Genomic DNA, 24,783 nt, shown 5'->3' with positions numbered 1-24,783 from the left:
ATGATGGACCAAGAGAAAGTAAACATACTTCTGGTGGACGATCAGCCGGCAAAGCTGCTCGCCTATGAGGTCATCCTGAAGGAGCTTGGAGAGAACCTGGTCTCGGCCGCCTCGGGGCGCGAGGCGCTCGAGTTCCTGCTGAAGAACGACGTCGCCATCATCCTGGTCGACGTTTGCATGCCGGAACTGGACGGTTTTGAGCTCGCCGCGATGATCCGTGAACATCCCCGTTTCCAGAAGACGGCGATGATCTTCATCTCGGCAATCCAGGTCAGCGATCTGGACCGGCTGCGCGGCTACGAAATGGGCGCGGTCGACTACGTTCCGGTGCCGGTGGTGCCTGAAGTGTTGCGCGCCAAGATCAAGGTGTTCGCCGAACTCTATCGCAAGACCCGTCAGCTGGAGCGGCTCAATGTCGAGCTCGAGGATCGGGTTCGCGCCCGCACCGCCGAACTGGAAGAATCCCATGCGCGGCTTTTGGAAAGCGAGCAGCGCCGAAGTCTCGCGATCGCCGCGGGAAAGATGGGGTCGTGGGACTGGGACTGGGTCAATGGCGACTGGATGTGGGACGAGGGCCAGTATCAAATTCTCGGCGTCGATCCCGGCAGCATCGAGCTGACACCGGCCAATATTCAGGCCCTGATCCATCCGGACGACGTTCCTGAACTGCACGATGCATGGGCAAGTTTCGCCCGAGGCGCGAAATCGTACGAGGCGGAGTTTCGCGTCATCCGCCCTGATGGCGAAGTGCGCTGGTGCGCGGGAACGGCTGCGGCGAGCACCGACAAGGACGGCCGCGTCATCCGCGTCAGCGGCGTGACGGTCGACATCACCGAACGCAAACAGGCCGAAGAACGCCAAAACCTGCTCGCCCGGGAAGTCGACCACCGCGCCAAGAACGCGCTGGCGCTGGCGCAGTCGATCGTTCGGCTGACGCGCGGCGAAAACGTCAAGAGCTACATCCGCTCGGTGGAAGGACGCATCACCGCGCTTGCGCGGGTGCACACCGTGCTTTCGCTGTCGAGCTGGCAAGGCGCTGAAATAGGCAAGCTGATCGACGAAGAGCTGGCGCCATATTCGATGGGCGATCAGATCGCATTGCGCGGCGCCGAGGTGCAGCTGCAACCGGCGACCGCACAGACGGTGGCTTTGGCGCTGCACGAGCTCGTTACCAATTCGGCCAAGTATGGCGCCCTGTCGGCGCTGACGGGCCGGCTATCGGTGAAGTGGGAGCTCGAGTCGGGCCTTCTCGAACTCGTCTGGATGGAGACCGGCGGGCCTGTGGTCGAAAAACCGGTATCAAGGGGATTTGGCACACGGAGCGTTATCGCCAGCATCGAGTCGCAACTCGGCGGAAAGGCCGAATTCGATTGGCGCCCCGAAGGTCTCGTTTGCCGGCTTTTGGTCCCGCTGGCGCGCCAGACCGCGCCCGATCCGGCTCCGCCTCGGAAAACCGTGGCGGATGAAGCCGGCAGCAGACGCGTTGGAAAGTCGGCCCGGCCGTAACGGCTGAAGGGCGGATTACCGCGCCGCCGCCCCGGCAACGACGCCCGCCGATGGCCGCATCGCCTGCCGGGCCGCGTCGATCGCGCGGATCAGGTCGGTCGGACGAAACGGCTTTTGCAGGCAGACCACGTCAGCCAGTTCAGGTGATTTGGACAGGAAGTCGAGCGCCGTCATGCCGGATATCGCGACAACAGGCAGGTCGGGCACCCGTTCGCGCATCGTCGCGATAACATCGGAGCCGTTCGAGCCCTGCAGGAAGATATCGACGATCGCGAGGTCGAAATCCTCAGCTTCGAATGCCTTCAATCCGGCTTCGGCGGTGGCGGCTTCGACGATTTCGAATTGGTTGATCCGCAGCACGATCGAGATCATCGTGCGCACGTCGGGTTGGTCGTCAATCACAAGAACGCGGGGCATTAAAAAAAATTCCGGATCGGTCTTGCAACAGCTTATGATGAAAGTCCGACGGACGGCGCAGCGCCGCCGGCATTATTCGACCGTTCGGTAAAGGGACGGTTACCCCGGACACGTCTTTCCGGCACATCGCTGTACGGGTAATATGTAACCTTGGGTTGATTCCATTCCACGTCAACGCGCTATAGTCTTTTGCCACCCGGCGCCCGAGTGAGTCCCCCGCTTCCCTGGTCCGCTTGTGTCCGCTACTCCTGCGGGTCGATATCCGCATATCGGCCTGATCGGTCGCCTCTGTGGATAGGTCAATGTGCGCGCGTTTGAAGCTGGTCCGATGGCGCGTTCGATGCCAGTTTGCCGGAGACGACGATGCAGACGGGTGACGAGCGCAACATCTTTCTATCGACCCTGCCGGCCACGAAAAGTGACCGCATGCGGGCGCTCGCTGTCGTCGGCGTCTCGACGGTTCTGTTTGTCATCGCGGCAGTTTATGCCAGAGTGCCGCTTGCCCCCGTTCCGGCCTTCATTCCAAGTTATCAATCCGCGCTCGCGATCAACGATCTCATCACCGCGATCCTGCTGTTCTCGCAGTTCGCGATCTTGCGCTCGCGGGCGCTGCTGCTGCTCGCGAGCGGATATTTGTTCACCGCGGCCGCTGCGATCGTTCACGCCCTGAGCTTTCCGGGTGTCTTTGCTCCGACCGGGCTGCTCAATGCCGGCCCGCAGACAACCGCCTGGCTTTACCAGATCTGGCACATCGTATTTCCGGTTCTCGTGCTCGGCTATGCGTTCCTGAAGGACAGGGATGGCGGCCCGAAAATCCCGGGATCCGAGGTACGGGCGATCCTGGGCAGCATCATCGCGGTTGCGGCTGCCATATCCTTTGCCGCCTGGTTCGTTACCGCCAGACATGACCTGCTGCCTGTCATGATCAGTGGCGGACATTTCACCTACACGCTGATCGGTACCCTGTCGGCGGAAGTGCTTCTCAGCTTCGCAGCGCTGCTGATCCTGTGGCACCGGCGACCGCATTCCGTGCTCGACGTCTGGCTGATGGTCGTGATGTGCGCCTGGATGTACGACATCGCGCTGTCCGGAATTCTCAACGCGGCCCGCTTCGATCTGGGGTTTTACGCCGGCCGCATCTACGGACTTTGTGCCGCCAGTTTCGTCCTCGCAGTGCTCCTGATCGACAATGTCGCCCTGCAAGGCCAGTTGGCGCGGTTGCTCGACAAGCTGCGCCGCCAGGCCGCTTCCGAGCGGACCCTGCACACCGAACGCGAACGTCTTTTCAGCGCGGTCGTGGAATCGTCCAACGACGCCATCATCACCAAATCGCTCGACGGCACCATCACCGCCTGGAATCGCGCCGCGGAACGCCTGTTCGGATTCATTTCGATCGAAGCTGTGGGCCGGCACGTCGACCTCATTGTCCCGCCCGACCGGCGCGCCGAGGTACGCAACATCCTCGAACAGGTCGGCCGTGGCGAGAGGATCGAAGACCTCGAAACGGTGCGTATCCACAAGGACGGGCGAACGGTGGATGTCCTGCTGACCATCTCGCCGATCCGTTCTGCCGCCGGCGAAATTATCGGCGCATCGAAGATCGCGCGCGACATTACCGAAAGCAAGCGAACGCAAAAGGCGCTCAATCAGGAAATCGAGGAACGGCAGCGCATCTTCGAGACCTCGCACGACCTCATCTTGGTCACCGACAGCAGCGGGAATTTCATCCAGGTCAGCCCGAGCGCCAAGGTCATCCTCGGTTACGATCCGGCCGAAATGATCGGCAACAGCGCCATCCACTTCATCCATCCCGACGATCTCGAAAGCACCCGCAATGAGATGCGCGCGGCGCGGCGCGGAAACCAGCTGCGAAATTTCGAGACCCGCTACGTCCACAAGGACGGGCAGTCCGTCACGCTGAACTGGACCGGCACGTGGTCGGAGCCGGTGAAACGGCATTTCTTCATCGGCCGCGACCTCACCGAGAAGCAGGCGGCGGAAGCCCAGTTGCGGCACATCCAGAAGATGGACGCGATCGGCCAGCTGACCGGCGGCGTCGCGCACGACTTCAACAACATCCTGACCGTGATCACCGGGACCATCGGAATCCTGGAGGACTCCGTTGCCGACAAGCCCGAACTCGTCGCCATCACCAGGTTGATCGACGAAGCCGCCGAACGCGGCGCCAACCTGACCAAGCATCTGCTGGCCTTTGCCCGCAAGCAGCCGCTGCAGCCCGTTGAAGTCGACGTCAATGGGCTGGTGCTGGAGGCCGCCAAGCTGCTGCACCCGACGCTCGGCGAAGACGTCGAGATCACGCCGCTGCTGGCCGAGGATGCATGGACGGCCCTGGTCGATCCGAACCAGCTATCGACGGCGGTGCTCAACCTTGCCCTCAACGCGCGCGACGCCATGCCCAATGGCGGCAAGCTCGCGCTCGAGACCGGCAACATCTATCTCGACGAGAACTACGCCGGCATGCACAGCGAGGTCGTGCCCGGCCATTATGTGATGGTCGCGGTGAGCGATACCGGCACCGGAATCCCCGCAGCGCTGATCGAGCGGGTGTTCGATCCCTTCTTCACCACCAAGGAGGTCGGCAAGGGCACCGGCCTCGGGCTCAGCATGGTGTTCGGTTTCGTCAAGCAGTCAGGCGGCCATATCAAGATCTACAGCGAGGAAGGCCACGGCACGTCGGTCAAGATGTACCTGCCGCGCGCCACGGGATTGAACCAGACCGCCGCCGAAGCCGCGATATCAGCCAATGTCGAGGGCGGCACCGAGACCGTTCTCGTCGTCGAGGACGATTCGCTGGTGCGCCGTTACGTGATGACGCAGATCGAAAGCCTCGGCTACACCACGCTCGAGGCGGCCAATGCCAGCGAGGCCTTGCAGATCATCGATACCGCCCCGACGCTGCATTTGCTCTTCACCGACGTCATCATGCCCGGCATGATGAATGGCCGCCAGCTGGTCGACGAAGCGCTGAAACGGCGCCCGTCGCTGAAGACCCTGTACACATCGGGGTATACCGAAAACGCCATCGTTCACCACGGCCGCCTCGATTCCGGCGTGCTGCTGCTCGCCAAGCCGTACCGCAAATCCGAACTCGCCAGGATGTTCAGATTGGCGCTTGGCAGTTGAAGCCTTGTTGACGGCCGATATATCGGCGAGGATGACCAGATATCGACGGCCGCAATCGGTGCGGACTTGAACGGACCGGCATCTTGAAAAACCTTCTCACCGACATCTCCGGCGTTCGCGTCGGCCACGCCGACGACGCTTCCGTCGCATCCGGCGTGACCGCGATCATTTTCGATACTCCCGCGACCGCGTCGATCGATGTCCGCGGTGGCGGCCCCGGCACCCGCGATGAAGCCCTCCTCCAGCCTGAGGCCACGGTCGAGGCCGTCGACGCGATTACGCTCTCCGGCGGCTCCGCGCTTGGGCTGGATGCCGCGGGCGGCGTGCAGGCCTGGCTCGCCGAACAGGGGCGCGGCCTGCGCATCCGCGAAGCGATTATCCCGATCGTGCCCGGCGCGATCTGCTTCGATCTTCTCAACGGCGGCAACAAGGCCTGGGGACGTTTCCCGCCCTATCGCGATCTCGGCTATGCCGCCGCCTGCGCGGCGGGCACCGATTTCGCGCTCGGCAGCGTCGGTGCCGGGCTTGGCGCCACCACCGCCAATTTCAAGGGCGGCCTCGGCTCGGCCTCCGCGCAAACCGAAGATGGCGTCATGGTGGCGGCGCTTGCGGTGGTCAATGCCGTCGGCTGCGTGACGGTCGGCGACGGGCCGTGGTTCTGGGCGGCGCCATTCGAAATCGGCGGCGAATATGGCGGACGCGGACTGCCGCCGTCATTCACAAAGGACATGCTGAAGGCGCGGCTCAAGGGTGGTCCGGAACCGATCTCCGGGGAAAACACCACGCTGGTCGTCGTCGTCACCGACGCGGTGCTGACGAAAGCGCAGGCCAAGCGCCTCGCGATGATCGCACAAACCGGCATGGCACGCGCGATCTACCCGGTGCATGCGCCAACCGACGGCGATGTGGTGTTTGCGGCGGCGACCGGCAGGAAGCCGGTCGATCCGCGGCACGGCCTCACCGAACTCGGGATGGTGGCGGCCAACGTGGTCGCCCGCGCGATCGCGCGCGGCGTCCACCAGGCGACCGCGCTGCCCTTTCTGGGCGCGCTACCGGCGTGGGGGGATCGCTTCGGCTAGGTCGCGACTACCGAAGCATCGCCGGGTCTCTTAGAGCGTTTTTCAGGCGAAGCGAAAACGCGTCAAAACAAAAAGGATCAGGCGCTGACCGAGAGCGATGCGGTGGCCGAAGCCGAAATCGCCTGGGCCTGACGCTGGATCATCTGCTCGATGATATTATACGACGATGTCGCGGCGCTCGAAGCGCTCGCCGACGCCGCCGATGTCATCGTGACCTTGGAACCGTCCGCATAGGTCAGCGACGTCGTCACCGAACCGTCGCTGTTGGTGACGGATGTACTGGATGCGCCCTGCAGCGCCTGCATCAGGGGATCGGAATTCGATCCGTTCTCGCCGGCGGCGCGATGGTGGCGGCCCTTGCCGCCCTTCAGCGCCGACGCCAATTCGCCAACACTGACCGAGCCGTCGCCGTCCTTGTCGAGCTTGCCGAAGACGTCGTCGGCTTTCGCCACATTGGTGCCGCCGGCGCCGAGCGCGTCTTCGAATTCCGATTTGGTGATCTTGCCGTCGCCATTGCCGTCGATCTGCGAGAACAGGCTCTTGAGCGCGTCCGAGCGGCTCGTGGGCTCCTGTGACGTCGATCCCGTGGTGGACTGGCTTTGCGCAGCCAGCAGCGCGCTCATGGTTGCCGGCGAGATCTGCGAACCGCCGTTGCCTCCAGCGCTGCTGCTCGAACCGGTCGAGGCCGAGGCACTCGCGAACGAGTCGAACAGGCTTGTCTTGGCAGTTCCGGTGGCTTTGGCGGACGACGACTTCGAGGACGTCAGCGCCTGCAGGGCATCGATCGCTGATGACGCGGCACCAAGAGCAAGCAACATGACAGAACCCCAACAACGCCGCTCAGAGCGGCCCCTCGTTCATGCCGGTTCCTCAGCAAGCGCCGTGCCACGGCGAGAAACCCAACAAAACCGTGGTTTTCCTGATCCCGCCCGGCCGCCAGGGCGGGAACAGGATCGGCAATAGCTGCCCGCCGCGGCACATTTTTCCGCCCGACCGGAGTCATTTGCGGCCGCATTGCCCCCGGCCGCCCTGCATGTTACGCGGGGCCAATCTGTCCCTTGGAAGTGCACCGGGAGCGCACATGTCCCAGCAATTTGCGTCGCGTCCGCTCGTCATCGCCCCGTCGATCCTGGCTTCGGATTTCGCCAAACTGGGCGAGGAAGTTCGCGCGGTGGACACCGCCGGCGCCGACTGGATCCATCTCGACGTGATGGACGGGCACTTCGTGCCGAACATTTCCTACGGCCCCGACGTCATCAAGGCGATGCGCCCGCATACCAAGAAAATCTTCGACGCGCATTTGATGATCGCGCCGTGCGATCCCTATCTCGAAGCCTTCGCCAAGGCCGGCTGCGACCAGATCACCGTCCACGCCGAGGCCGGTCCGCATCTGCATCGCTCGCTGCAGGCGATCCGCGCGCTCGGCAAGAAGGCCGGCGTCTCCCTCAATCCGGGCACGCCGGTAAGCGCGATCGAATATGTCATCGACCTGATCGACCTCGTGCTTGTCATGTCGGTCAATCCCGGCTTCGGCGGCCAGGCCTTCATCCGCTCGGCGCTCGGCAAGATCAGCGACATCAGGGCGATGACCGCGGGCCGTCCGATCGATATCGAGGTTGACGGCGGCGTCGGTCCTGACGTCGCGGGCGAACTTGCCGCCGCCGGCGCCAACGCGCTGGTGGCGGGCTCCGCGGTGTTCAAGGGCGGCACCCTGGAAGCCTACAAGACCAACATTTCCGCAATCCGCAATGCGGCGGCGATGGCGCGCGGCGAAGCGATCTAGAGCGCCGCCGGCCGCCGCGCGCTGCCAATCGCCACGCCAGCGTAGGATGGGTGGAGCGAAGCGATACCCATCCCGGATGAAAGATGGGTTTCGCGAAGAGCTCAACCCATCCTACACGTTGAACCGTTGAGACCCGTGGTTCCAGCATGGATTCGGGCCCTCCAATGCCGCGTCGGCCATAATATTGCCGAGCGAAGCTGTTTCTGCTCGGCATTCCCCCGGGGACTTCATCCATGCACGATCGGCTTCAACCAGCGGGCCAGCCGTTGCCTTTTGGCTGGCGCTGGATCAGGCACATGCTGCTGCTGCGCCGCGGCCAGGTCGCATCGATCCTTACGATGACGGGCGTGGTGTACGCCACGGGTCTGGTTTTTCCGATCAGTACGCAAAAGGCGGTTGACGCGATCGTGGCGGGACGGGCGGACTGGGCGCTCGCGGGCCTCGCGCTGACCGCGATCGCCGCTGTCGGACTTGAGGCGTCGATAGCGTCCTGGCGTCAGAAGCTGGTGATCCGGCTTGTCGTCTTCATCGACCGGCGCGTATCGCGCAAGGTTTTCGCGCACCTCATGCGAGCGCGCATCGACGGGGCGGACTTTCGCTCCGGTGACGTGCTCAATCATTTTCAGCAGGCGACGAAGGTCCGCGATTTCGTCCTTTATCAACTGCCGCACGTCGTCTTCGATGCCGGCGGCGCCATCGTCGCGCTGGGCCTGATATTCTATTACGACCTCGTCGTCGGGCTAACCTTGCTGGTTGTCACCCCGCTGCTGGCCGTCCTCACACGCGAACATCTGGGCGCGTTCCGTCTCGCCGCGGACGACTATTACGCCAGCATCGGCGTGCGACAGAATGTTCTGTCCGAGAGTGTCAACGGCATTTCGACCATCAAGGCGCTTGCGCTCGAAGGCGGCCGTATGCGGCGATGGGACCGCATCACCGGCACGATGCTCGACAAGCTGCGTCTTCTGATGGACTTGAACCGCGCTTTCATCGTCAGGTCGCAGATCGTCTCGCGCGGCCTGACATTGCTTGTGGTCGGCCTCGGCTGCTGGCGCATGTTTCAGGGGCATCTCTCCGTCGGCGAATTGCTGGCGTTGCAGTTGCTCGCCGGCCGGATCACCGGACCGATCCTCGCCGCCGGAGACATCTACAGAACCTATCAGGAGGCCGACGTGGCTGTCCGTCGGATCGCCCATTTCGTCTCCGAGCCGCGGGAGGAGGCAACGGTCGCTCCTCCCGTCCGCGCATTTGCAGCCGGAGGCATCGTGCTGTCGAACGTGTCGTTGACTTATTCCGGAGCGAGCCGGCCGGCGCTGCATGATGTCAGCGTCGCGCTGCCGTCGCACGGTGTCGTCGCTCTTGTCGGCCGCAACGGCTCGGGCAAGTCGACGCTGATCCGGATCCTGCTCGGATTGCTCGGCGATTATACCGGCCGGGTTGAGGTGTTTGGTCACGATCTCAGGCATTACGACCCGCGCTGGCTGCGCGGCCGGTTCGGCGTGGTCGATCAGGATACGGCGCTGTTCTCGGGGACGGTGCGGGACAATCTTGCGGCCGGCCGAGATGCCGACGATGGCGCATTGCGTAAGGCCCTGGTCTTCTCGGATGCGCTGGTTTTTGTCGAGGCCTTGCCGGACGGCCTTAACGCCGAGCTGAGCGAGGGTGGCCGCTCGCTGTCCGGCGGGCAGCGTCAGCGGCTGTGCATCGCCAGGGCTGTCGTGCGCGATCCGAAGCTTGCGCTGTTCGATGAGCCGACCGCCTTCCTTGATGCCGAAGCCGCAGTGGCGCTGGAGAAACGGCTGGCCGTCTGGGGGCGAGACCGGCTGCTGATCCTCGTCTCGCACCATCTCGCCGCGACGCGCAGCGCCGATCGCATCCTGGTGCTCGAGGCGGGCCGTCTCGTCGGCGACGGCCCGCACGAGCAACTCGTTAAGACCGTGCCGGAGTACGCCTCCCTGTGGTTCGACTATGCACGTTCCATGGAAGGTGCCTCGTCGTGATCGAAGCCGAAGTACGGCGTGCTCGCTTTCATCGCTCTGCGAGCTACGCCTTACCAGTCGGGCCAATCCACACTGCAACCTGCCAATTATGCCAGCGTATGAACGATCACCGGTCCGGCAACGGCGGTGGCTGGTCCGGTGAGCAGCGGCGTCAGGTTCTGCTCGATCCACGCGATCCCGCGCCGGTTCGACTCCTCGGCGCCTGCGTAATTGTTGAAGATGCTGATCGCCGTCACGGTGTCGTCGGGCGCATAGACCACGTAGTAGGCCATGAAACCTTCGACATCACTGATGATCGGGATGGCGCCTTCCTTGATCCTGCGTGCCAGTTCTTCGGCCATGCCGGTCTTTGCCTTGCCCTGACGAATGGCGGCATACATGGGAAATCCTCCTTCACCGGTAGCAGAAGCCCCACGCCGCATATTACGCCATCCCCGGCAACCGCGCCATCCAACGTTGCGATCCGAACTATTCTTGCACCGCAAGCGACCAACGGGCATGAGCATGGATGAAATTCGATCGACGCTGTTTTCCGCGAAGCTGCAGCGGTTGCTTGCCCGGGCACTGCAACGCGGCGAACGCGTGCTCTGGCAGGGCCAGCCCGACGCCGTCGCCGACATGATGATGTGGCGGTTTCTGTGGTGGATCGGATTCCCATGGCTGACGCTCGCCGTCGTCGCTACCGCCAAAGGCTGGATTGATCAATCGGCGGTGTTCTTTCTGCTGTCCGGCGTCATGATGATCGCGGCACCCCTGGTGATGCTGCTGTACGATTGGCAGACGCTATGCGTGATCACCAATCGCCGCGCGCTCATTTTGCGCACGGCCTGGGGCAAGTCGACCGTCAAAGGCACCTCGTTCGAGGACATGGACGCGACATTCGAAATCCTCGACATTGGCCGCGGCGCGGGCCACCTGAATTTCGCGTCCGGTGTTTCGACCCGGTCGCCCGATACCGACTACACCGGCCGCTACGGGTTTCGTTGCATTCGAAATCCCTCCGCTGTGCGGGATATTCTCGAGCGCGCACGTAGCGGAAACACACAGCGCCTATGTTTGGCGGCGGACGCGCGAGGCAGAAACAGGTCCCGCGACTAGGGTTTCCGCCACGCAACCGCGCCATCCAACGTTGTGGCGGCGCGGACCGAACCATTCCTGCACTGCAAGCGACCAATGGGCATGAGCATGGATGAAATTCGATCGACGCTGTTTACCGCGAAGCTGCGATGGCTGCTGGCGCAGGCGCTGCAACGCGGCGAGCGCGTGCTGTGGCAGGGGCAGCCCGATGGCGTTGCCCGCATGATGTTTTGGCGATTTCTGTGGTGGATCGGAATTCCCTGGCTGGCTCTCGTCGCGATTGCGCTCACCAGGGGCTGGATCGCCGAATCGGCCATGGTCCTCCTGGTGCTCGGGGTGGCGATGGTGGGCACACCTTTGCTGGTGCTGCTGCGCGACCTGCAGACGCTGTACGTGATCACCAACCGCCGCGCGCTGATCGTGCGCACCTTCGGCAGCAAGCCAACCGTGACCGACACTTTGTTCAGCGATATGGACGCGACCTTCGAGATTCTCGACATTGGCCGCGGACGCCCCTGCACCCTGTTTTTCGCGTCCGGCATTTCGTCCCGTGCTTCCGATACCGCTTACACCGGCCATTACGGGTTTCACTGCATTCGAGACGCCGTAGCGGTGCGCGATATCCTCGAGCGTGCACGTCGCGAAGACGCGGCCCGGTCGGCTGGCACTCGCCAGGGTTCCGCTCGCGGCTGATGGAACCCGAAGTGTCATCGTCTTGACCATGAAGCTTCATCGTCTGGCCACGAAGGTTCATGGTCTGGCCATAAAGCCGTAACACCGTCGAACCCTGACATTCGACGGACCCACGCCATGACCAAAACCCTCACCGCAGCCGCCATGATCCTGCTGCTTGCGCCCTCCGTAGCCTTTGCGCAGCACCGGGCTGGCGACGCCGCGCTGGGTGCGGTGTCGGGCGCGGTGGTGCTGGGGCCGATTGGCGCGGTCGCAGGCGCCTTTATCGGCTATTCGGCAGGACCGGCGATCGCACGGTCCTGGGGCATTGATCGATCCGGATCGCAGCGTCCGCGCCGGCAGGCCTCGAAAGAGCGCGTGCGTGGCGCAAGAGCGGAAGTTGCCCGCGAAACCAGGCCCTCCGCCGCTCGCGTCGAAAGAGACGCGCGTGTCGCGACGACCAGGAACGAAGCCAGCAATGCAGCGCCGGGCGCGAGGCCATCGGCGCCTTCGGCAACGACATCGCCGCCTGCGGCAACGACAGCAGCGCCAGCGGCAACGTCACCACCGCCTGTGCAGACGCTCGAGTGAGTCCGGCGCGTAGCTGACATCGACAACGCACTGGCTCGCGAATAATGCCGTCACGCAGGTTACGCATCGCATGTGCAGCAATTCATATTGCGCCGCCGCATGCACAAACTTCGTGCGGCCTACCGTAGAAGACCGGTCTTCACGGATTCAGGCAAATCGCGCACAACGCGCTTCCGAATTTCGCGGAGGGCGGCATCATGACGATGACATTTGTCTGGACCGGCGTGGCGTTGTGGCTGGCCCTGAATGCGGCCGTCACCGTTTGCCTGGTAGCGGCAGAGCCCGGCAACAAGCGGCGCACAAACAATCGCGCTCCCCGCTGGATGTGAACCATGGGCGTGATCGCCAGGCGATCGGTGAGGCGCAAGCGCCTGATCGCGCGGCGCCCGCGTCCCGATCTCGAATTCTTCTTCAGCCGGTATGAGCGGCGCCGGCCGGCGATGGACCGGCTCGATAGTGCTTCCCGGTCCGATCTTTACGAATTGGAAAGCCGGACGCGGTTACAGGATCGCCGTTAATACCGTTCCCCCAAGTCGAAGCCGGCCTGTTCGCATTTTTGCGCCGTGCGTGGGAACTGTTCGCTCAACCTGAGAATTTTACAGCCAAAGAATTTCGAGAGAGCCATGAATCCGCTTTGCCCAAACTGCCTGAACGAGATGTCGAAGACGGCGTCGTCGCGCAACATGTTCCGTTGCGAACCCTGCCGCGAGATCATCCAGTTCTTCGACGTCTGGCAGGATCGCGACACCAAGCCGCCACGCGACGTGAAGCGCCCGATCGATCAGGTTCGCGCTGCCTGACGCAAGGCTGCTTGTGCGTCGGGCGGGGCATGGAACGCGCTATTCCTTCCGACGCAAGATCATGCCGCCGTGATGCAGCACGCCGTCGATGAAGTCGCCATCGGCGGTGAAACCGGTGTCATCCCAATAGTCGATGTGATTGCCGCGGATCTCATAGCGTCCCTGGTAGGCGCTCTCGCGATTGCCGCGGGCTTCGTCGTAGCGGCCGTTTGGCAGCAGGTTGTGGCGGATGGTGCCGTCGGCCGTGACCCACATGCCGGCGTAGGAATGGTTCTGTGCCGGCTGGGCAGCAGATTTCCGATCGGTGTTCATCTGAGCGAGACCTTTCTTTACGGGCAAGGCAGCCGCGCCCGCGAGAAGCGTGACAGCCGCAAATATCAATAGATGCCTCATACCGGCCTCCTCAGGGTTGCCTGCCTGGCGTTGCACGGCGCGCGGCGAACAGTTCGGACAGCGCTTGCGACGCCGAAATTGCCCGAGGGAAGCCAGCCGGAACTGTCACCATGTAGATGACTTCCTTCAACTCCTCCTCGGAGACGCCGACATTGAGCGCATAGCCGGCATGGACCTTCATGAAGACCACCTCTCCGATTGCCGCAAATGCGGCGACGGCGGCAAGCTGGCGCGTTCGGTTGTCGAGGCCCGGTCGGGACCAGACGTCGCCCAGCGCATAGCCCTGGGTGGCTTCGGCCAGGAATGGAAACTCCAGCCGCATGCGCTCCAAGGTGGGCTGCGGCTGCCCGTTGTTGAGGCTTCGCACGACAGCGTCCCCGCGTTGCAGACGCTCTTCTGTTGTCTGCGAGTTGGCCGCCGCCGGAATCCCACCGAGCATGACCGCCGCGGCGATTGCTCTGTACGAACGGTGAAAACGAAAACCCATTTCTGCCTCCTTATTTGCAGGCTGTCGGCCGGATGACGATCTCGTTCACATCGACGTCGTCGGGCTGCTCGATGGCGAAGCGGACGGCGCGACCGATCGCGTCGGGCTGCAGCGCAATGGCGCGGTAGGTCTTCATCGCTTCCGCGGCCACCGGATCGGTGATCGTGTCGGCAAGCTCGCTCTCGACCACGCCGGGATGGATGCAGGTGACGCGAATGTCGGTGTGTTCCTGCCGCAACCCGTCCGAGATCGCCCGCACCGCATATTTGGTGGCGCAATAGACCGCGGCCGTCGGCGATACCGAGAGCGCGCCGATCGAGGCGATGTTGACGACATGGCCGGAACCCCGGGCCGTCATCTCCGGCAGCACCGCGGCAATGCCGTGCAGCACGCCCTTGATGTTGACGTCGACCATCCGGTCCCACTCGTCAACCTTCATCGAGGCCATCAGCGAAAGCGGCATGACGCCGGCATTGTTGACGATGACGTCGACGCGGCCCCAGGCTTCACGCGCCGCCTCGGCAAATGCGGCGACATCGGCGCGGTCGGTGACGTCGACGCGGCGCGGCATCGCCTCCCCGCCCCTGGCCCTGATTTCCTCGGCGAGCACGTCCAGCCGGTCGATGCGGCGCGCACCGAGCATGACCTTCGCACCGGCGGCACCGACCTCCCGGGCGATGGCGGCGCCGATGCCGCTGGAAGCGCCGGTAACGAGGATGACTTTGTTCAGCGACATGTTTCGTCTCTTTCCTGGCCTGCGAAACGCCTCTTGGGCGGTTGCCAGGAAGGTAGATCTGCTCCATTGTCGTGAAAAGACGCCCATTTCTTCCCAATATGGAAAGAAAATCTAACCAATGGAGCCGGACCTCAACGCGCTGGCCGTCTTCGCCCTCGTGGCCGAGGAGCGGAGTTTTCGCGCGGCGGCCGACCGCCTGGGCGTCACGCGCTCGGCGGTCAGCCAGACCATCCGGCGGCTGGAAGAGACCCTCGGCATTGCCCTGGTGCAGCGCACGACGCGCAGCGTCAGCCTGACCGAGGCCGGCGAACGCCTCTTTGCTGAGACAGCGCCCGCGATCGCAGAGATGCGTGCGGCGATCGAAACCACCGGCAATTTGCGTGGCCAACCGCGCGGGCAGCTGCGGCTGGCCGTCTCATCGATCGCGGAGCGCTTTCTCGCAGGCCCGTTCCTGGCGGCCTTTGCCGAGGCCAATCCGCAGATCCAGATCGACATCACCGTGACCGACGAGGAATTCGATATCGTCGCCGAGGGATACGATGCCGGCGTCAGACTCGGCGAAGTGATCGAGCAGGACATGATCGCGGTGTCGATCGCCGGCGACGAGCGCCAGCTCGCGGTTTGCGCACCGGCGTACCGCGACCGGTTCGGCCTGCCTTCGCATCCGAGCGAGCTTGCAGGCCATCGCTGCATCGGCTGGCGCCCCGCGCCCAGGGTAGCACCCTATCGCTGGGAATTCGCCGAGCACGGCAAGGAGTTCAGCGTCGCCGTCGCACCCGAGATCACGACCAACGACATGGCGCTGATGATCAAGCTTGCCGTCGCCGGCTATGGCATCACCTTCGGCATGGAAGCGAGCTTTCGCGCCTCGATCGAGCGCGGCGAACTCGTGTCCATCCTGGAAGAATACTGCCCGCGCTTCGCCGGCTTCTATTTGTATTATCCCAGCCGGCGCAACACGGCCCCGAAGCTGCGCGCGCTGATCGATCACGTGCAGCGCTTCAGATGACGCCTCAAGCCTCGATCGCCTTCGGCGTGCTGCTGCTCTTATCTTGCGCCACGGCCGATCGCGGCGGCCGGACCACGGTCACCGTGCAGGCCGCCTCAGTCGCGACCTTGGCCGAGACGCTGCCCAGAAACTTGCGCATCATCGAATTCTGGCGCGCGCCGATGACGATATGGTCGACGTGATTGACCGCGGTGAATTCCAGGATCGCGGATGCCGGATCGATCGCTTCCAGCACATGCACGGTGAGCCGGCTCTCATCGAGTTTTAACGGCGAGGCCCAGTGGCGGAGCGCGACCAGCCGGTCGATGTGCTTGTTGTTGCCCTCCTCATCGAGCGTCCGGTCGATGGTGATGCGGCCGAGTTTCAGGACATTGATACAAGCGAGCCGCGCCGACGGCAGCGTCGCCAGCAATTGCTCGGCGGTGACGCGCAGGCATTCATTGAGCGGTCCCGAACCTTCTTCGGTATCGATGGCGACGGCCACGATCGGTCCCGACGCCAGTTGCGCGGCGACATCCGATTTGGGTTTCGGCAGCGTCAGACCGCGATTGAAGCGGCGGCGCCATACCGTGGTGATCGGATCGCGCTGCAATCGCTCCGACCGCGCAGTGAGTTTGACTTGATCCGGATACGCCAGTTCGAACGCCAGTTGCGACGCCGTCGGGTGACGCCAGACCGGTTCGACTTCCAGGCACCGCAGCACGATTTCCTGCATCCAAAGCGGATAATCCGGCCGCAACTGGCGCGGCGGATAGGGATCGCGCCACAGCCGCCGCTTCATGCCGCGCAGGGTTTCGCTTTCGCCGAACGGCCGCACGCCGGTGGTGAAGAAATACAAGAGCACGCCGAGTGAAAACAAATCGCTGCGCGGATCGTCGCGCACGCCGAGCAGGCGCTCCGGCGCCATGTAGGGCGCGGTGCCGTAGGGCAAGCGGAATTCTTCCTGCAAAAGATCAGGCAATTGATTGTGATGAGACAGCCCGAAATCGATCAGCACGGCCTCACCGCTGTCGCGGAACATGATGCTGCTCGGCTTGATGTCGTGATGGATGACGTTCTGCCGGTGCAGATCAGCCAGAGCGGTGGCAATCTTGCCGGCGATCACCCTCGCCTCTTCATACGGGATCGGCAGGTCGCCGAGCCGGTCATAGAGTGTTTTGCCGGGGATGCGCTCGATCACCACATAAGGCTGCCGGTCGAAATCGCCGGAGCCGAAACAAAGCGGCACGTGCGGTCCGGCGAGCCGCGGCACGATCATCTGCTCCATCTCGTAAGAGACGATCGCCGCCGGATCCTCGCCCTCGGAAATCCTCGGGATCTTCATCAGCAGGGGAACATTGATGCCGGGATGGGTCACGCTCCACAGCGTCGCCATGCCGCCCTGATGGACGCGCTCGCCGATCGCAAAACCGTCGAGCTCTGCGCCCGGCTGAATCGAAGGCTTCGCCATCGCTCAGCGCCCCTCGAGCAGGCGATCGGCCAGCCACCGCGGCAGGCCGTTGGCGCGGATCCGGTCCGCCGCGGTCTCGACGTCATACGGCACGCGGCAATAGGTGATCTCGCGCGTCGCGGTATCGAGCATGGCAAACGCCGCCGCCGGATTGCCGTCACGCGGCTGCCCGACCGAGCCGACAACCGCCAGCCAGCGCCGGCCACCGAGCAACTGCACCGGGACATCCGAGGTCGGCACGAAGCTCGTCATCTTCGCCGCCGACGACATCGAATAGAGCGCGGGCTGATGGATGTGCCCGCAGAAGGTAACGTGGACATGGGGCTGTGCGTCCGTCGCTTCGATGCTGCGGGCGGCATCCGAGGTGCCCTCGACATAGCGCCACCGCGCAGGATTACTTGCTTCGGAATGCACGTAGAGGCGATCGTCCTCCTGTTGCGTCAGCGGCAATTCGGCGAGGAACCGCCGCTGCGGTGCGCTCAGCCGCCCGCGCGTCCATTCGATCGCCGCCTGGGCCGCGCCATTCATGGTCTCGGACGGCGTGCCGATGGCGTTGTCGTGGTTGCCGCGCACGGCGATGGCGCCGTCATGGACAAGGTCCATCACGGTCTCGACCGCCCATTCGGGATCGGCGCCATAGCCGACGATGTCGCCGAGGCAGATGATCCGCTCGGCGCCGCGCGCGCGCGCCGCTGCAAGGCAGGCGCTGAACGCCTGCCGGTTGGCATGGATATCCGCAAACACCGCAAGACGCACATCTTCCTCCGCGTCCATGATCGCACCGCTTCCGGCACGCGTCTCGATGGATATCAAACTACGGGACGCATGCGGCCCGCAATGATGCGGAAGACTGGGATAGGCAGGGGCCCGCGCGCGATCAGCGCTTCTTTGGCGCTTCCAGGCCCTTGATCACCAGCGCCAGCAGCGCGTCGATCCGAGCAGCCGTTTCCGGACTGCTCCATTCGTCCGAATGCGCGGGGTGATGATAGCGGATGGTGGCGTCGAACACCGCGCGCGCTGAAACCTTGACGTCGGTGACCTGGAAGACCCCCTGTTTCACGCCGTCGGACAGAATATCCGCGACCTGACCGATCAGGCGCTCCTTGTGCGCGTGCACGACCTCGCAGGCTTCCTGCGCCAGCGTCAGGTAGGTCTGGAACATCTCGGGATCTTCGGAAACCTTCTTGTACTTGATCTCGAACATCGTGCGCAGCCACTTCTCCAGCCTGGCAGGCGCCGGTCCGGAGGATTCCGCGATCTTCTGCAGCGGCGCGTTGGCGCGGTCGAGCCAGCGTTTTGCAACCGCCTGGCGCAGCGACGCCTTGCTGGGGAAATGGCGGTAGACGCTGCCGTGGCTGACATCCAGCGCACGGGCAACGTCCACAACCGTGGCCTTGGCCAGCCCGTAGCGGCGCAACACGTCCTCGGTAACCTCGAGAATTCGCTCAGGGGTCAAAACCACGACTTCGTTCATGCGCACACCTGCGAAATGATGGAACGGGTGGTCATTTAATCCCCTTTAGAGCGATTTCGAAGAAACGCGTCAAAACAGGAAGCTAGAGCACCAATGCTCTAGCGCTTGGAAGGTTCAGCTTTTCAGCGGTCCCAAACGGGTGGCCTGGGCTTCCAGATGGCGAGCCACCTGGGCGTTCAGCCAACGGCTGATTTGTGTCGTCAGATTAATGATTTCGATTGTCATGGCTTAAATCCTCTTCAAGTACCCGGGCTCAGTGCCAGCGACCCCGGATGACGCCCCTATCCGCGGCGTCGAAGAAGGATATAGCATGTCTCGCTGACAGATTTCAATATCTGTCAGTCAGTTTTTCGTGATCGAAACCCCTTCCGGCCGCCCGAATCCGCGGGCACTCGGCCCAGGCCTGGCCCGGAATTATCCCAGCCGTTTTCCCGGCCGTTTGTCTCGCTTTGTTTGTCTCATTTGGGCGGCCCTGCTAAAGCACGGCGTAAAAAACAATTCGCCGGAGTCGTCGATGATCCCCCGCTACACCCGCCCGGAAATGGCCTCCATCTGGGAGCCGCAGACCCGCTTCAAGATCTGGTTCGAGATCGAGGCGCATGCAGCCGACGCGCAGGCGGAACTCGGCGTCATCCCCAAGGAAGCCGCCAAAACCGTCTGGGCCAAGGCGCGTAACGTCACCTTCGACATCGCCCGCATCGACGAGATCGAACGCGAGACCAAGCACGACGTCCTCGCCTTCACGACCCATCTGGCCGAGATCGTCGGCCCCGAGGCGCGCTTCATTCATCAGGGCATGACCTCCTCCGACGTGCTCGACACCTGCTTCAACGTGCAGCTCACCCGCGCCGCCGACCTGCTGCTTACCGATATCGACAAGGTTCTGGCCGCGCTGAAGAAGCGCGCCTTCGAACACAAGATGACGCCGACCATCGGCCGCTCCCATGGCATCCATGCCGAGCCCGTGACGTTCGGCCTCAAGCTCGCTTATGCCTATGCGGAATTTTCCCGCGCCCGCGAACGCCTGATCGCCGCCCGCAAGGAAGTCTCGACCTGCGCGATCTCGGGCGCCGTCGGCACCTTTGCGCAGATCGATCCGCGCGTCGAAGAACATGTCGCCAAGGCGATGGGACTGACGCCGGAGCCGATCTCGACGCAAGTGATCCCGCGCGACCGCCACGCGATGTATTTTGCAACGCTCGGGGTGATCGCCTCCTCGGTCGAACGTCTCGCCACCGAGATCCGCCACCTGCAGCGCACCGAAGTACTGGAAGCCGAAGAGTTCTTCTCCGAGGGCCAGAAGGGTTCTTCGGCGATGCCGCACAAGCGCAACCCGGTGCTGTCGGAAAACCTCACCGGTCTGTCGCGCATGGTGCGCGCCTATGCGATGCCGGCGATGGAGAACATCGTGCTCTGGCACGAGCGCGACATCTCGCACTCATCCGCCGAACGCATGATCGGCCCCGACGCCACCGTGACGCTCGATTTCGCGCTGATGCGCCTCGCCGGCCTGGTCGAGAAGCTCCTGGTTTACCCCGAGAACATGCAGAAGAACCTCGACCGCCTCGGCGGCCTCGTGCATTCGCAGCGGATTTTGATGGCGCTGACGCAAAAGGGCGCCAGCCGCGAGGACGCCTACAAATACGTGCAGCGCAACGCAATGCCGGTATGGCGCGGCGAAGGCGATTTCCTGACGCTGCTGAAAAAAGACCCCGACGTGAAGAAGCACCTGAGCGACGCCGAAATCGAAGAACGCTTCGACCTCGGCTATCATTTCAAGCACGTCGACACGATCTTCAGGCGCGTGTTCGGGGCAGCGTAGAATTACAAGGGTTAGAGCGCTTTCAAGCCGCAAACGAACAACACAAGAAACGGATCTCCCATGCCCATCGTCAACCGCATCGCCGCTTTGTCAGATGAAATGGCCGCCTGGCGCCATGACTTCCACGAGAATCCGGAATTGCTCTACGAAGTCCACCGTACCGCCGGCATCGTAGCCGACCGCTTGCGCGAATTCGGCTGCGACGAGGTGGTGACGGGCATCGGCCGCACGGGCGTCGTCGGCGTGATCCGCGGCCGCAAGAGCACGTCCGGCAAGACCATCGGCCTGCGCGCCGACATGGATGCGCTGCCGATCGAGGAAACTTCGGGTGTATCCTACGCCTCCAAGATTCCCGGCAAGATGCATGCCTGCGGCCATGACGGACACACCGCGATGCTGCTTGGCGCGGCCAAATATCTCGCCGAGACGCGCAATTTCGACGGTACGGCTGTCGTCATCTTCCAGCCGGCCGAAGAAGGCGGCGCCGGCGGCAAGGCGATGGTCGACGATGGATTGATGACCCGCTGGGGCATTCAGGAAGTCTACGGCCTGCACAACATGCCCGGCTTGCCCGAAGGGCACTTCCACACCACGCCGGGCGCAATGCTCGCTTCAGCGGATAAGATCGAGATCACGGTGCACGGCAAGGGCGGCCATGCGGGCTCCGGTCCGCACAACGCGGTCGACAGCGTGTTGGTCGGCTCGCAGATCGTCAACGCGTTGCAGTCGATCGTATCGCGCAACGTCGATCCGCTCAAATCGGCCGTGATCTCGATCACCATGTTCCAGGCCGGCACCGCCTTCAACATCATCCCGGAGACCGCCAAGCTCGGTGGAACGGTGCGCACGCTCGATCCTGCAATCCGCGATCTCGTCGAGCGCCGCATCAGCGAGGTCGCCGACAGCGTGGCGCGGGCTTACGGCGGATCGGCCGAAGTCAAATACACACGTTCATATCCGGTGACGGTGAATCACGCGCGAGAGGCCGGCATCGCCGCAGAAGTGGCCCGCGATGTCGTCGGCGCCGACCGCGTCAACGAGCGCGCGTTGCCACTGATGGGTTCGGAAGATTTCGCATTCATGCTGGAAGCGCGCCCCGGCGCTTTCATCTTTCTCGGCATGGGCGACGGCAATGAATGCCACCACCCCGGCTACAAGTTCAACGACAATATCCTCGGCCACGGCGCATCGTACTGGGTGCGGCTGATCGAGAAGTCGATGCCGGCGGGTTGACGACGCGCCACGGCGTTCGGCGTCTCGCCGTCAAGGTCGACTAGCTCTTGATCTGTCCCGATAACATGTCACTTCAAGCACATCGACACGATCTTAAGCGGGTTTTTGGGGAGAGCTGAAGCGCAAATGAGCAGCGTGATTGCGGTCAGTGCGCGTGCCGGCCACCATTTCAGCAAGACGCCCGGTCTCAGCATCCGCTTGCTGAAAGGCCTCGGCGTTGCCGGCGACGCGCACATGGGCGAGACGGTCAAGCACCGCTCGCGCGTCCGCCGCGATCCGACGCAGCCCAATCTGCGTCAGGTGCATTTGATCCATGCCGAACTTTTCGACGAGCTGCGCGCAAAAGGCTTTGTCGTCCAGCCCGCCGACCTCGGCGAAAACATCACCACGTCAGGCATCGACCTGCTGGCGCTGCCGACCGGTGCACGGCTTCATCTTGGTGCCAGCGCCGTCGTCGAAATCACCGGCCTGCGCAATCCCTGCATCCAGATCGACGATTTCCAGAAGGGCTTGATGGCGGCCACGCTGGATCGCGATGCCGACGGCAATCTCATCCGCAAGGCCGGGGTCATGAGCATCGTGATATCAGAAGGCGACGTGCGGCCCGGTGACCCGGTTCGCATCGAGATGCCGGCGGAACCGCACCGGCCGCTGTTGCCGGTCTGACCGCGCGCGCTGCTGGCTTTCCGCCCTTGCCAAGATGATTTGAATCACCCCAGATTGGCTTGTTCTGAAGATCTTGCGCCGGCGACCGCCTGATGGACGGGCCGCCGGGCGGTCAAATCAACCCAACGGTAACCGCGGATCGGTTAAAATCGCAGCGTGGCAGCTCCTCCAACCATTCTCGTCTTCGATTCCGGCCTTGGCGGCCTCACGGTCTTGCGCGAGATCGTGGGCGCGCGGCCCGACGCCCATTATGTCTACGTTGCCGACGACGCGTTCTTCCCCTATGGCCACCATACCGAAGAGCAGATCATCGCCCGCGTGGTGCCGCTGGTCGGCGAGCTGATCGCGGCCCACTCCCCCGATCTGGTGGTGATCGCCTGCAATACCGCCTCCACGCTGGTCATGTCGCATCTGCGCAGCGCCTATTCCGTGCCGTTCGTCGGCACCGTGCCCGCGATCAAGCCGGCCTGCGCCAGCTCAAGAACAAAACGCGTGTCGGTGCTCGGCACCAAGGGCACCGTGAAGCGGGAGTACACAAGGAAACTGATCGACGATTTCGCGCAGGGCTGCGAGGTGACGCTGGTGGGCTCGGGTGAACTGGCCTCGCTGGCCGAACGCGCGCTCAACGGCTTTTACGTCAGCGACAAGGACATCTCGGCCGAACTCGCGCCCTGCTTCGTCGATCACGGCAACGCCCGCACCGACACCGTCGTGCTGGCCTGCACCCACTATCCGCTGTTGCTGGACCGCCTGGTGAAGTTGGCGCCATGGCCGGTCGACTGGATCGACCCCGCACCCGCCATCGCGCGGCGCGTATCCGATTTGCTCGGCGGACCGGGGCGCGAATCCGACACCGCCGGCGCCGAGATGGTTTTTACCTCGAAGCGACCGCACACCCTGAGCCAGGCCTTGATGCCGTTTTTCGGCGGGCGGGTGCCGGCGTAGCGGATATACGCCGTAGGATGGGTAGAGCGAAGCGAAACCCATCATCGTCCATCCATAACGAAAAGTGATGGGTATCGCGGAGCCTGTCATCGGGCGCGCATTCGCGCGACCCGTTGGCTCCACCCATCCTACGGATTCGATGCGGCGGTAAATACCGCCAACTGAGCATCGAAGGCGCGCCTGAACGCCGGCCGCGCTTCGCCGCGGGCTACATAGGCGGAGAGGTTCGGATATTCGTTCAATATACCAGATGCATTCAACCGGCGCAGCACGGTGACCATCAGAAGGTCACCGGCGCTGAACGCACCATCGAGCCAGTCGGCATCGCCGAGGCGACGGGAAAGTTCGCCCAGCCGGTCGCGGGTGCGATCCTTGACGATTGGCAGGCGCTGCTCGTACCAGCCCTTGTCGCGCTCCAGGAGAACGGCGTTTTGCAGATCAACGATCGGCGGCTCCACCGTGCTGAGCGCGGCGAACATCCATGTGATCGCGCGCGCCCGGGCGTTCGCATCATCAGGCAGCAGTCCAGCATGGCGCTCCGCGATATGGAAAACGATTGCCCCCGACTCGAACAAGGCCAGATCGCCTTCTTCATAGGTCGGAATCTGCCCGAAAGGGTGAAGCGCACGATGCGCGCCTTCCTTCATCTCGCTGAACGAAACAAGACGAACGTCGTAAGACTGGCCCACTTCTTCGAGCGCCCAGCGAACACGCATGTCACGTGCCTGTCCCTTGCCGCGGTCGGGCGAATTTTCAAAGGCCGTGATGGTGGGGATCATTGGAGGGCTCCGGTTAATTGGGTGACGCCGTCGGGATTTGTGTCCGGAGGACGAACGACCAGCGCGGCTCCCGACAACCTGACTCGTCTTTTTTGGCTAGGACCAGTTGCTCTCGGCGTTCCCGGATGCACCGCAGCCAGAAGCGCGATTACGCGCGTCTTTGACGCGCTATGGTGATGCGCTGCTGATCCGGAGTCCATCCAACGGCTGGATGCATGGTTCCCGGTTCTGCGGAGCAGCGTTACACGCTGCACCGCGTCCGGGACACGACGAGTATCAAGCCAGAGCTCGCGCGATCGGATTGAGTCACCGCCCTGCCGAATCTGCTGCTTCGCTCCCCACGCAACCGCAATCTTGTAACCCGCATGCGACAAATCAACCCGACGGGCAAATCACTTACGATTTACGGAAATCGTGTCAAGCCCCAGAATCAAAAATATTTCTGTTTACCAGAACACAAATCAGGGGCATATATTCGCCCATCCCGTCCTACTCAGAAGGGCGTCGGCCGTCGTCACGGACGTTGGGCGGGTTGCGGTGGACGCTGGTTTGCGCCTCGACGACGGCGTGGATAAGCGTACGGCAAAACCGTGTGGTCCTGGCACCCGTTGCAGGTGTCAAGCTGTCGGAGAAGCGCAAGCGGGAACGGCGGCGACGGAGTCAACCAAGAACTCGTCTCCGGGGAGAGCACGGCATAAGCCGTAAAGCCATTGCGCAGGG

Annotated in this window: 26 protein-coding genes; 16 read left to right on the top strand and 10 right to left on the bottom strand. The window is 63.4% G+C overall.

All coding sequences use genetic code 11. From position 1 onward, the window contains the following. Positions 1 to 3: 3 nt before the first annotated feature. A complete protein-coding gene (locus JQ629_RS31305; RefSeq protein WP_212415893.1) occupies positions 4 to 1,506 on the top strand; it encodes an HWE histidine kinase domain-containing protein in 1,503 nt (500 codons plus the stop codon). Between the two features lie 15 nt (positions 1,507 to 1,521). Here JQ629_RS31305 and JQ629_RS31300 read toward each other — a convergent pair whose 3' ends face one another. Beyond that, entirely contained in the window at positions 1,522 to 1,923 is a 402-nt protein-coding gene (locus JQ629_RS31300) for a response regulator (protein ID WP_212415892.1), read from the bottom strand. A 363-nt stretch (positions 1,924 to 2,286) separates the two neighbouring features. Between JQ629_RS31300 and JQ629_RS31295 the strand changes: the two genes are divergently transcribed. Together JQ629_RS31295 and JQ629_RS31290 are read left to right on the top strand one after the other, a co-directional pair. Further along, positions 2,287 to 5,067, top strand: a complete 2,781-nt coding sequence (locus JQ629_RS31295; protein WP_212415891.1) for a PAS domain S-box protein — start codon at positions 2,287 to 2,289, stop codon at positions 5,065 to 5,067. An 83-nt stretch (positions 5,068 to 5,150) separates the two neighbouring features. After that, on the top strand, positions 5,151 to 6,146 hold the full coding sequence (locus tag JQ629_RS31290; RefSeq protein ID WP_212415890.1) for a P1 family peptidase: 996 nt from the start codon (positions 5,151 to 5,153) through the stop codon (positions 6,144 to 6,146). A 77-nt stretch (positions 6,147 to 6,223) separates the two neighbouring features. Here the strand turns inward: JQ629_RS31290 and JQ629_RS31285 are convergent, their stop codons facing one another. Then, the gene (locus JQ629_RS31285) at positions 6,224 to 6,964 is read right to left on the bottom strand and encodes an EF-hand domain-containing protein (RefSeq protein ID WP_212415889.1); all 741 of its coding nucleotides are present in this window, start codon (positions 6,962 to 6,964) and stop codon (positions 6,224 to 6,226) included. 263 nt (positions 6,965 to 7,227) lie between these two features. Here JQ629_RS31285 and rpe point away from each other — a divergent pair, with 263 nt between their 5' ends. After that, positions 7,228 to 7,929 (top strand): ribulose-phosphate 3-epimerase, encoded by a 702-nt coding sequence (rpe, locus tag JQ629_RS31280; RefSeq protein WP_212415888.1) that lies wholly within the window; start codon positions 7,228 to 7,230, stop codon positions 7,927 to 7,929. A 296-nt stretch (positions 7,930 to 8,225) separates the two neighbouring features. Then, positions 8,226 to 9,929 (top strand): peptidase domain-containing ABC transporter, encoded by a 1,704-nt coding sequence (locus tag JQ629_RS31275; RefSeq protein ID WP_212415887.1) that lies wholly within the window; start codon positions 8,226 to 8,228, stop codon positions 9,927 to 9,929. A gap of 86 nt (positions 9,930 to 10,015) precedes the next feature. On the opposite strand, the gene JQ629_RS31270 is transcribed toward JQ629_RS31275, so the two are convergent. Next, positions 10,016 to 10,309: an antibiotic biosynthesis monooxygenase gene (locus tag JQ629_RS31270; protein WP_192734137.1), complete on the bottom strand. Its 294-nt coding sequence runs from the start codon at positions 10,307 to 10,309 to the stop codon at positions 10,016 to 10,018. A 124-nt stretch (positions 10,310 to 10,433) separates the two neighbouring features. Here JQ629_RS31270 and JQ629_RS31265 point away from each other — a divergent pair, with 124 nt between their 5' ends. The 6 genes from JQ629_RS31265 (at position 10,434) to JQ629_RS31245 (ending at position 13,069) form a co-directional block, all read left to right on the top strand. After that, the gene (locus JQ629_RS31265) at positions 10,434 to 11,027 is read left to right on the top strand and encodes a hypothetical protein (RefSeq protein WP_212415886.1); all 594 of its coding nucleotides are present in this window, start codon (positions 10,434 to 10,436) and stop codon (positions 11,025 to 11,027) included. An 81-nt stretch (positions 11,028 to 11,108) separates the two neighbouring features. After that, positions 11,109 to 11,699: a hypothetical protein gene (locus tag JQ629_RS31260; RefSeq protein ID WP_249135408.1), complete on the top strand. Its 591-nt coding sequence runs from the start codon at positions 11,109 to 11,111 to the stop codon at positions 11,697 to 11,699. Positions 11,700 to 11,816: 117 nt separating this feature from the next. Next, on the top strand, positions 11,817 to 12,269 hold the full coding sequence (locus tag JQ629_RS31255; RefSeq protein ID WP_212415885.1) for a hypothetical protein: 453 nt from the start codon (positions 11,817 to 11,819) through the stop codon (positions 12,267 to 12,269). A 197-nt stretch (positions 12,270 to 12,466) separates the two neighbouring features. Then, a complete protein-coding gene (locus JQ629_RS37615; protein ID WP_283813439.1) occupies positions 12,467 to 12,598 on the top strand; it encodes a hypothetical protein in 132 nt (43 codons plus the stop codon). A gap of 3 nt (positions 12,599 to 12,601) precedes the next feature. Then, complete coding sequence (locus JQ629_RS31250; RefSeq protein ID WP_212415884.1) at positions 12,602 to 12,787, top strand: hypothetical protein; 186 nt, start codon at positions 12,602 to 12,604, stop codon at positions 12,785 to 12,787. 105 nt (positions 12,788 to 12,892) lie between these two features. Then, complete coding sequence (locus tag JQ629_RS31245) at positions 12,893 to 13,069, top strand: hypothetical protein (protein WP_212415910.1); 177 nt, start codon at positions 12,893 to 12,895, stop codon at positions 13,067 to 13,069. A gap of 39 nt (positions 13,070 to 13,108) precedes the next feature. Here the strand turns inward: JQ629_RS31245 and JQ629_RS31240 are convergent, their stop codons facing one another. From JQ629_RS31240 to JQ629_RS31230, 3 genes are read right to left on the bottom strand one after another with little or no spacing between them, the layout of a single operon-like run. After that, the gene (locus tag JQ629_RS31240; protein ID WP_212415883.1) at positions 13,109 to 13,462 is read right to left on the bottom strand and encodes an Atu4866 domain-containing protein; all 354 of its coding nucleotides are present in this window, start codon (positions 13,460 to 13,462) and stop codon (positions 13,109 to 13,111) included. Positions 13,463 to 13,472: 10 nt separating this feature from the next. Continuing rightward, the gene (locus JQ629_RS31235; RefSeq protein ID WP_212415907.1) at positions 13,473 to 13,901 is read right to left on the bottom strand and encodes a carboxymuconolactone decarboxylase family protein; all 429 of its coding nucleotides are present in this window, start codon (positions 13,899 to 13,901) and stop codon (positions 13,473 to 13,475) included. Positions 13,902 to 13,959: 58 nt separating this feature from the next. Next, positions 13,960 to 14,685: an SDR family oxidoreductase gene (locus tag JQ629_RS31230; RefSeq protein ID WP_212415882.1), complete on the bottom strand. Its 726-nt coding sequence runs from the start codon at positions 14,683 to 14,685 to the stop codon at positions 13,960 to 13,962. A gap of 118 nt (positions 14,686 to 14,803) precedes the next feature. Here JQ629_RS31230 and JQ629_RS31225 point away from each other — a divergent pair, with 118 nt between their 5' ends. Further along, a complete protein-coding gene (locus JQ629_RS31225) occupies positions 14,804 to 15,694 on the top strand; it encodes a LysR family transcriptional regulator (RefSeq protein ID WP_212415881.1) in 891 nt (296 codons plus the stop codon). A gap of 4 nt (positions 15,695 to 15,698) precedes the next feature. On the opposite strand, the gene JQ629_RS31220 is transcribed toward JQ629_RS31225, so the two are convergent. From JQ629_RS31220 to JQ629_RS31210, 3 genes are all read right to left on the bottom strand, one after another. Continuing rightward, the gene (locus tag JQ629_RS31220; protein WP_212415880.1) at positions 15,699 to 17,144 is read right to left on the bottom strand and encodes a bifunctional serine/threonine-protein kinase/universal stress protein; all 1,446 of its coding nucleotides are present in this window, start codon (positions 17,142 to 17,144) and stop codon (positions 15,699 to 15,701) included. A gap of 3 nt (positions 17,145 to 17,147) precedes the next feature. Further along, a complete protein-coding gene (locus tag JQ629_RS31215) occupies positions 17,148 to 17,900 on the bottom strand; it encodes a metallophosphoesterase family protein (RefSeq protein ID WP_212415906.1) in 753 nt (250 codons plus the stop codon). A gap of 121 nt (positions 17,901 to 18,021) precedes the next feature. Continuing rightward, positions 18,022 to 18,618: a TetR/AcrR family transcriptional regulator gene (locus JQ629_RS31210; RefSeq protein ID WP_212265949.1), complete on the bottom strand. Its 597-nt coding sequence runs from the start codon at positions 18,616 to 18,618 to the stop codon at positions 18,022 to 18,024. A gap of 514 nt (positions 18,619 to 19,132) precedes the next feature. Here JQ629_RS31210 and purB point away from each other — a divergent pair. The 4 genes from purB (at position 19,133) to murI (ending at position 23,284) form a co-directional block, all read left to right on the top strand. Next, on the top strand, positions 19,133 to 20,440 hold the full coding sequence (purB, locus tag JQ629_RS31205) for an adenylosuccinate lyase (RefSeq protein ID WP_212415879.1): 1,308 nt from the start codon (positions 19,133 to 19,135) through the stop codon (positions 20,438 to 20,440). Between the two features lie 60 nt (positions 20,441 to 20,500). After that, a complete protein-coding gene (locus JQ629_RS31200; protein ID WP_212415878.1) occupies positions 20,501 to 21,673 on the top strand; it encodes a M20 aminoacylase family protein in 1,173 nt (390 codons plus the stop codon). 126 nt (positions 21,674 to 21,799) lie between these two features. Next, complete coding sequence (locus JQ629_RS31195; protein WP_212415877.1) at positions 21,800 to 22,339, top strand: MOSC domain-containing protein; 540 nt, start codon at positions 21,800 to 21,802, stop codon at positions 22,337 to 22,339. Between the two features lie 156 nt (positions 22,340 to 22,495). Further along, complete coding sequence (murI, locus tag JQ629_RS31190) at positions 22,496 to 23,284, top strand: glutamate racemase (protein ID WP_212415876.1); 789 nt, start codon at positions 22,496 to 22,498, stop codon at positions 23,282 to 23,284. Between the two features lie 128 nt (positions 23,285 to 23,412). Here murI and JQ629_RS31185 read toward each other — a convergent pair whose 3' ends face one another. Beyond that, positions 23,413 to 24,063: a glutathione S-transferase family protein gene (locus tag JQ629_RS31185; RefSeq protein WP_212415875.1), complete on the bottom strand. Its 651-nt coding sequence runs from the start codon at positions 24,061 to 24,063 to the stop codon at positions 23,413 to 23,415. Between the last annotated feature and the right edge of the window lie 720 nt (positions 24,064 to 24,783).

The sequence above is a fragment of the Bradyrhizobium sp. AUGA SZCCT0222 genome, assembly GCF_018130205.1.
GTDB lineage: Bacteria > Pseudomonadota > Alphaproteobacteria > Rhizobiales > Xanthobacteraceae > Bradyrhizobium.
The sequence above is the reverse complement of the archived record's forward strand: the minus strand, read 5'-3'. Positions and strand labels throughout refer to the sequence as shown.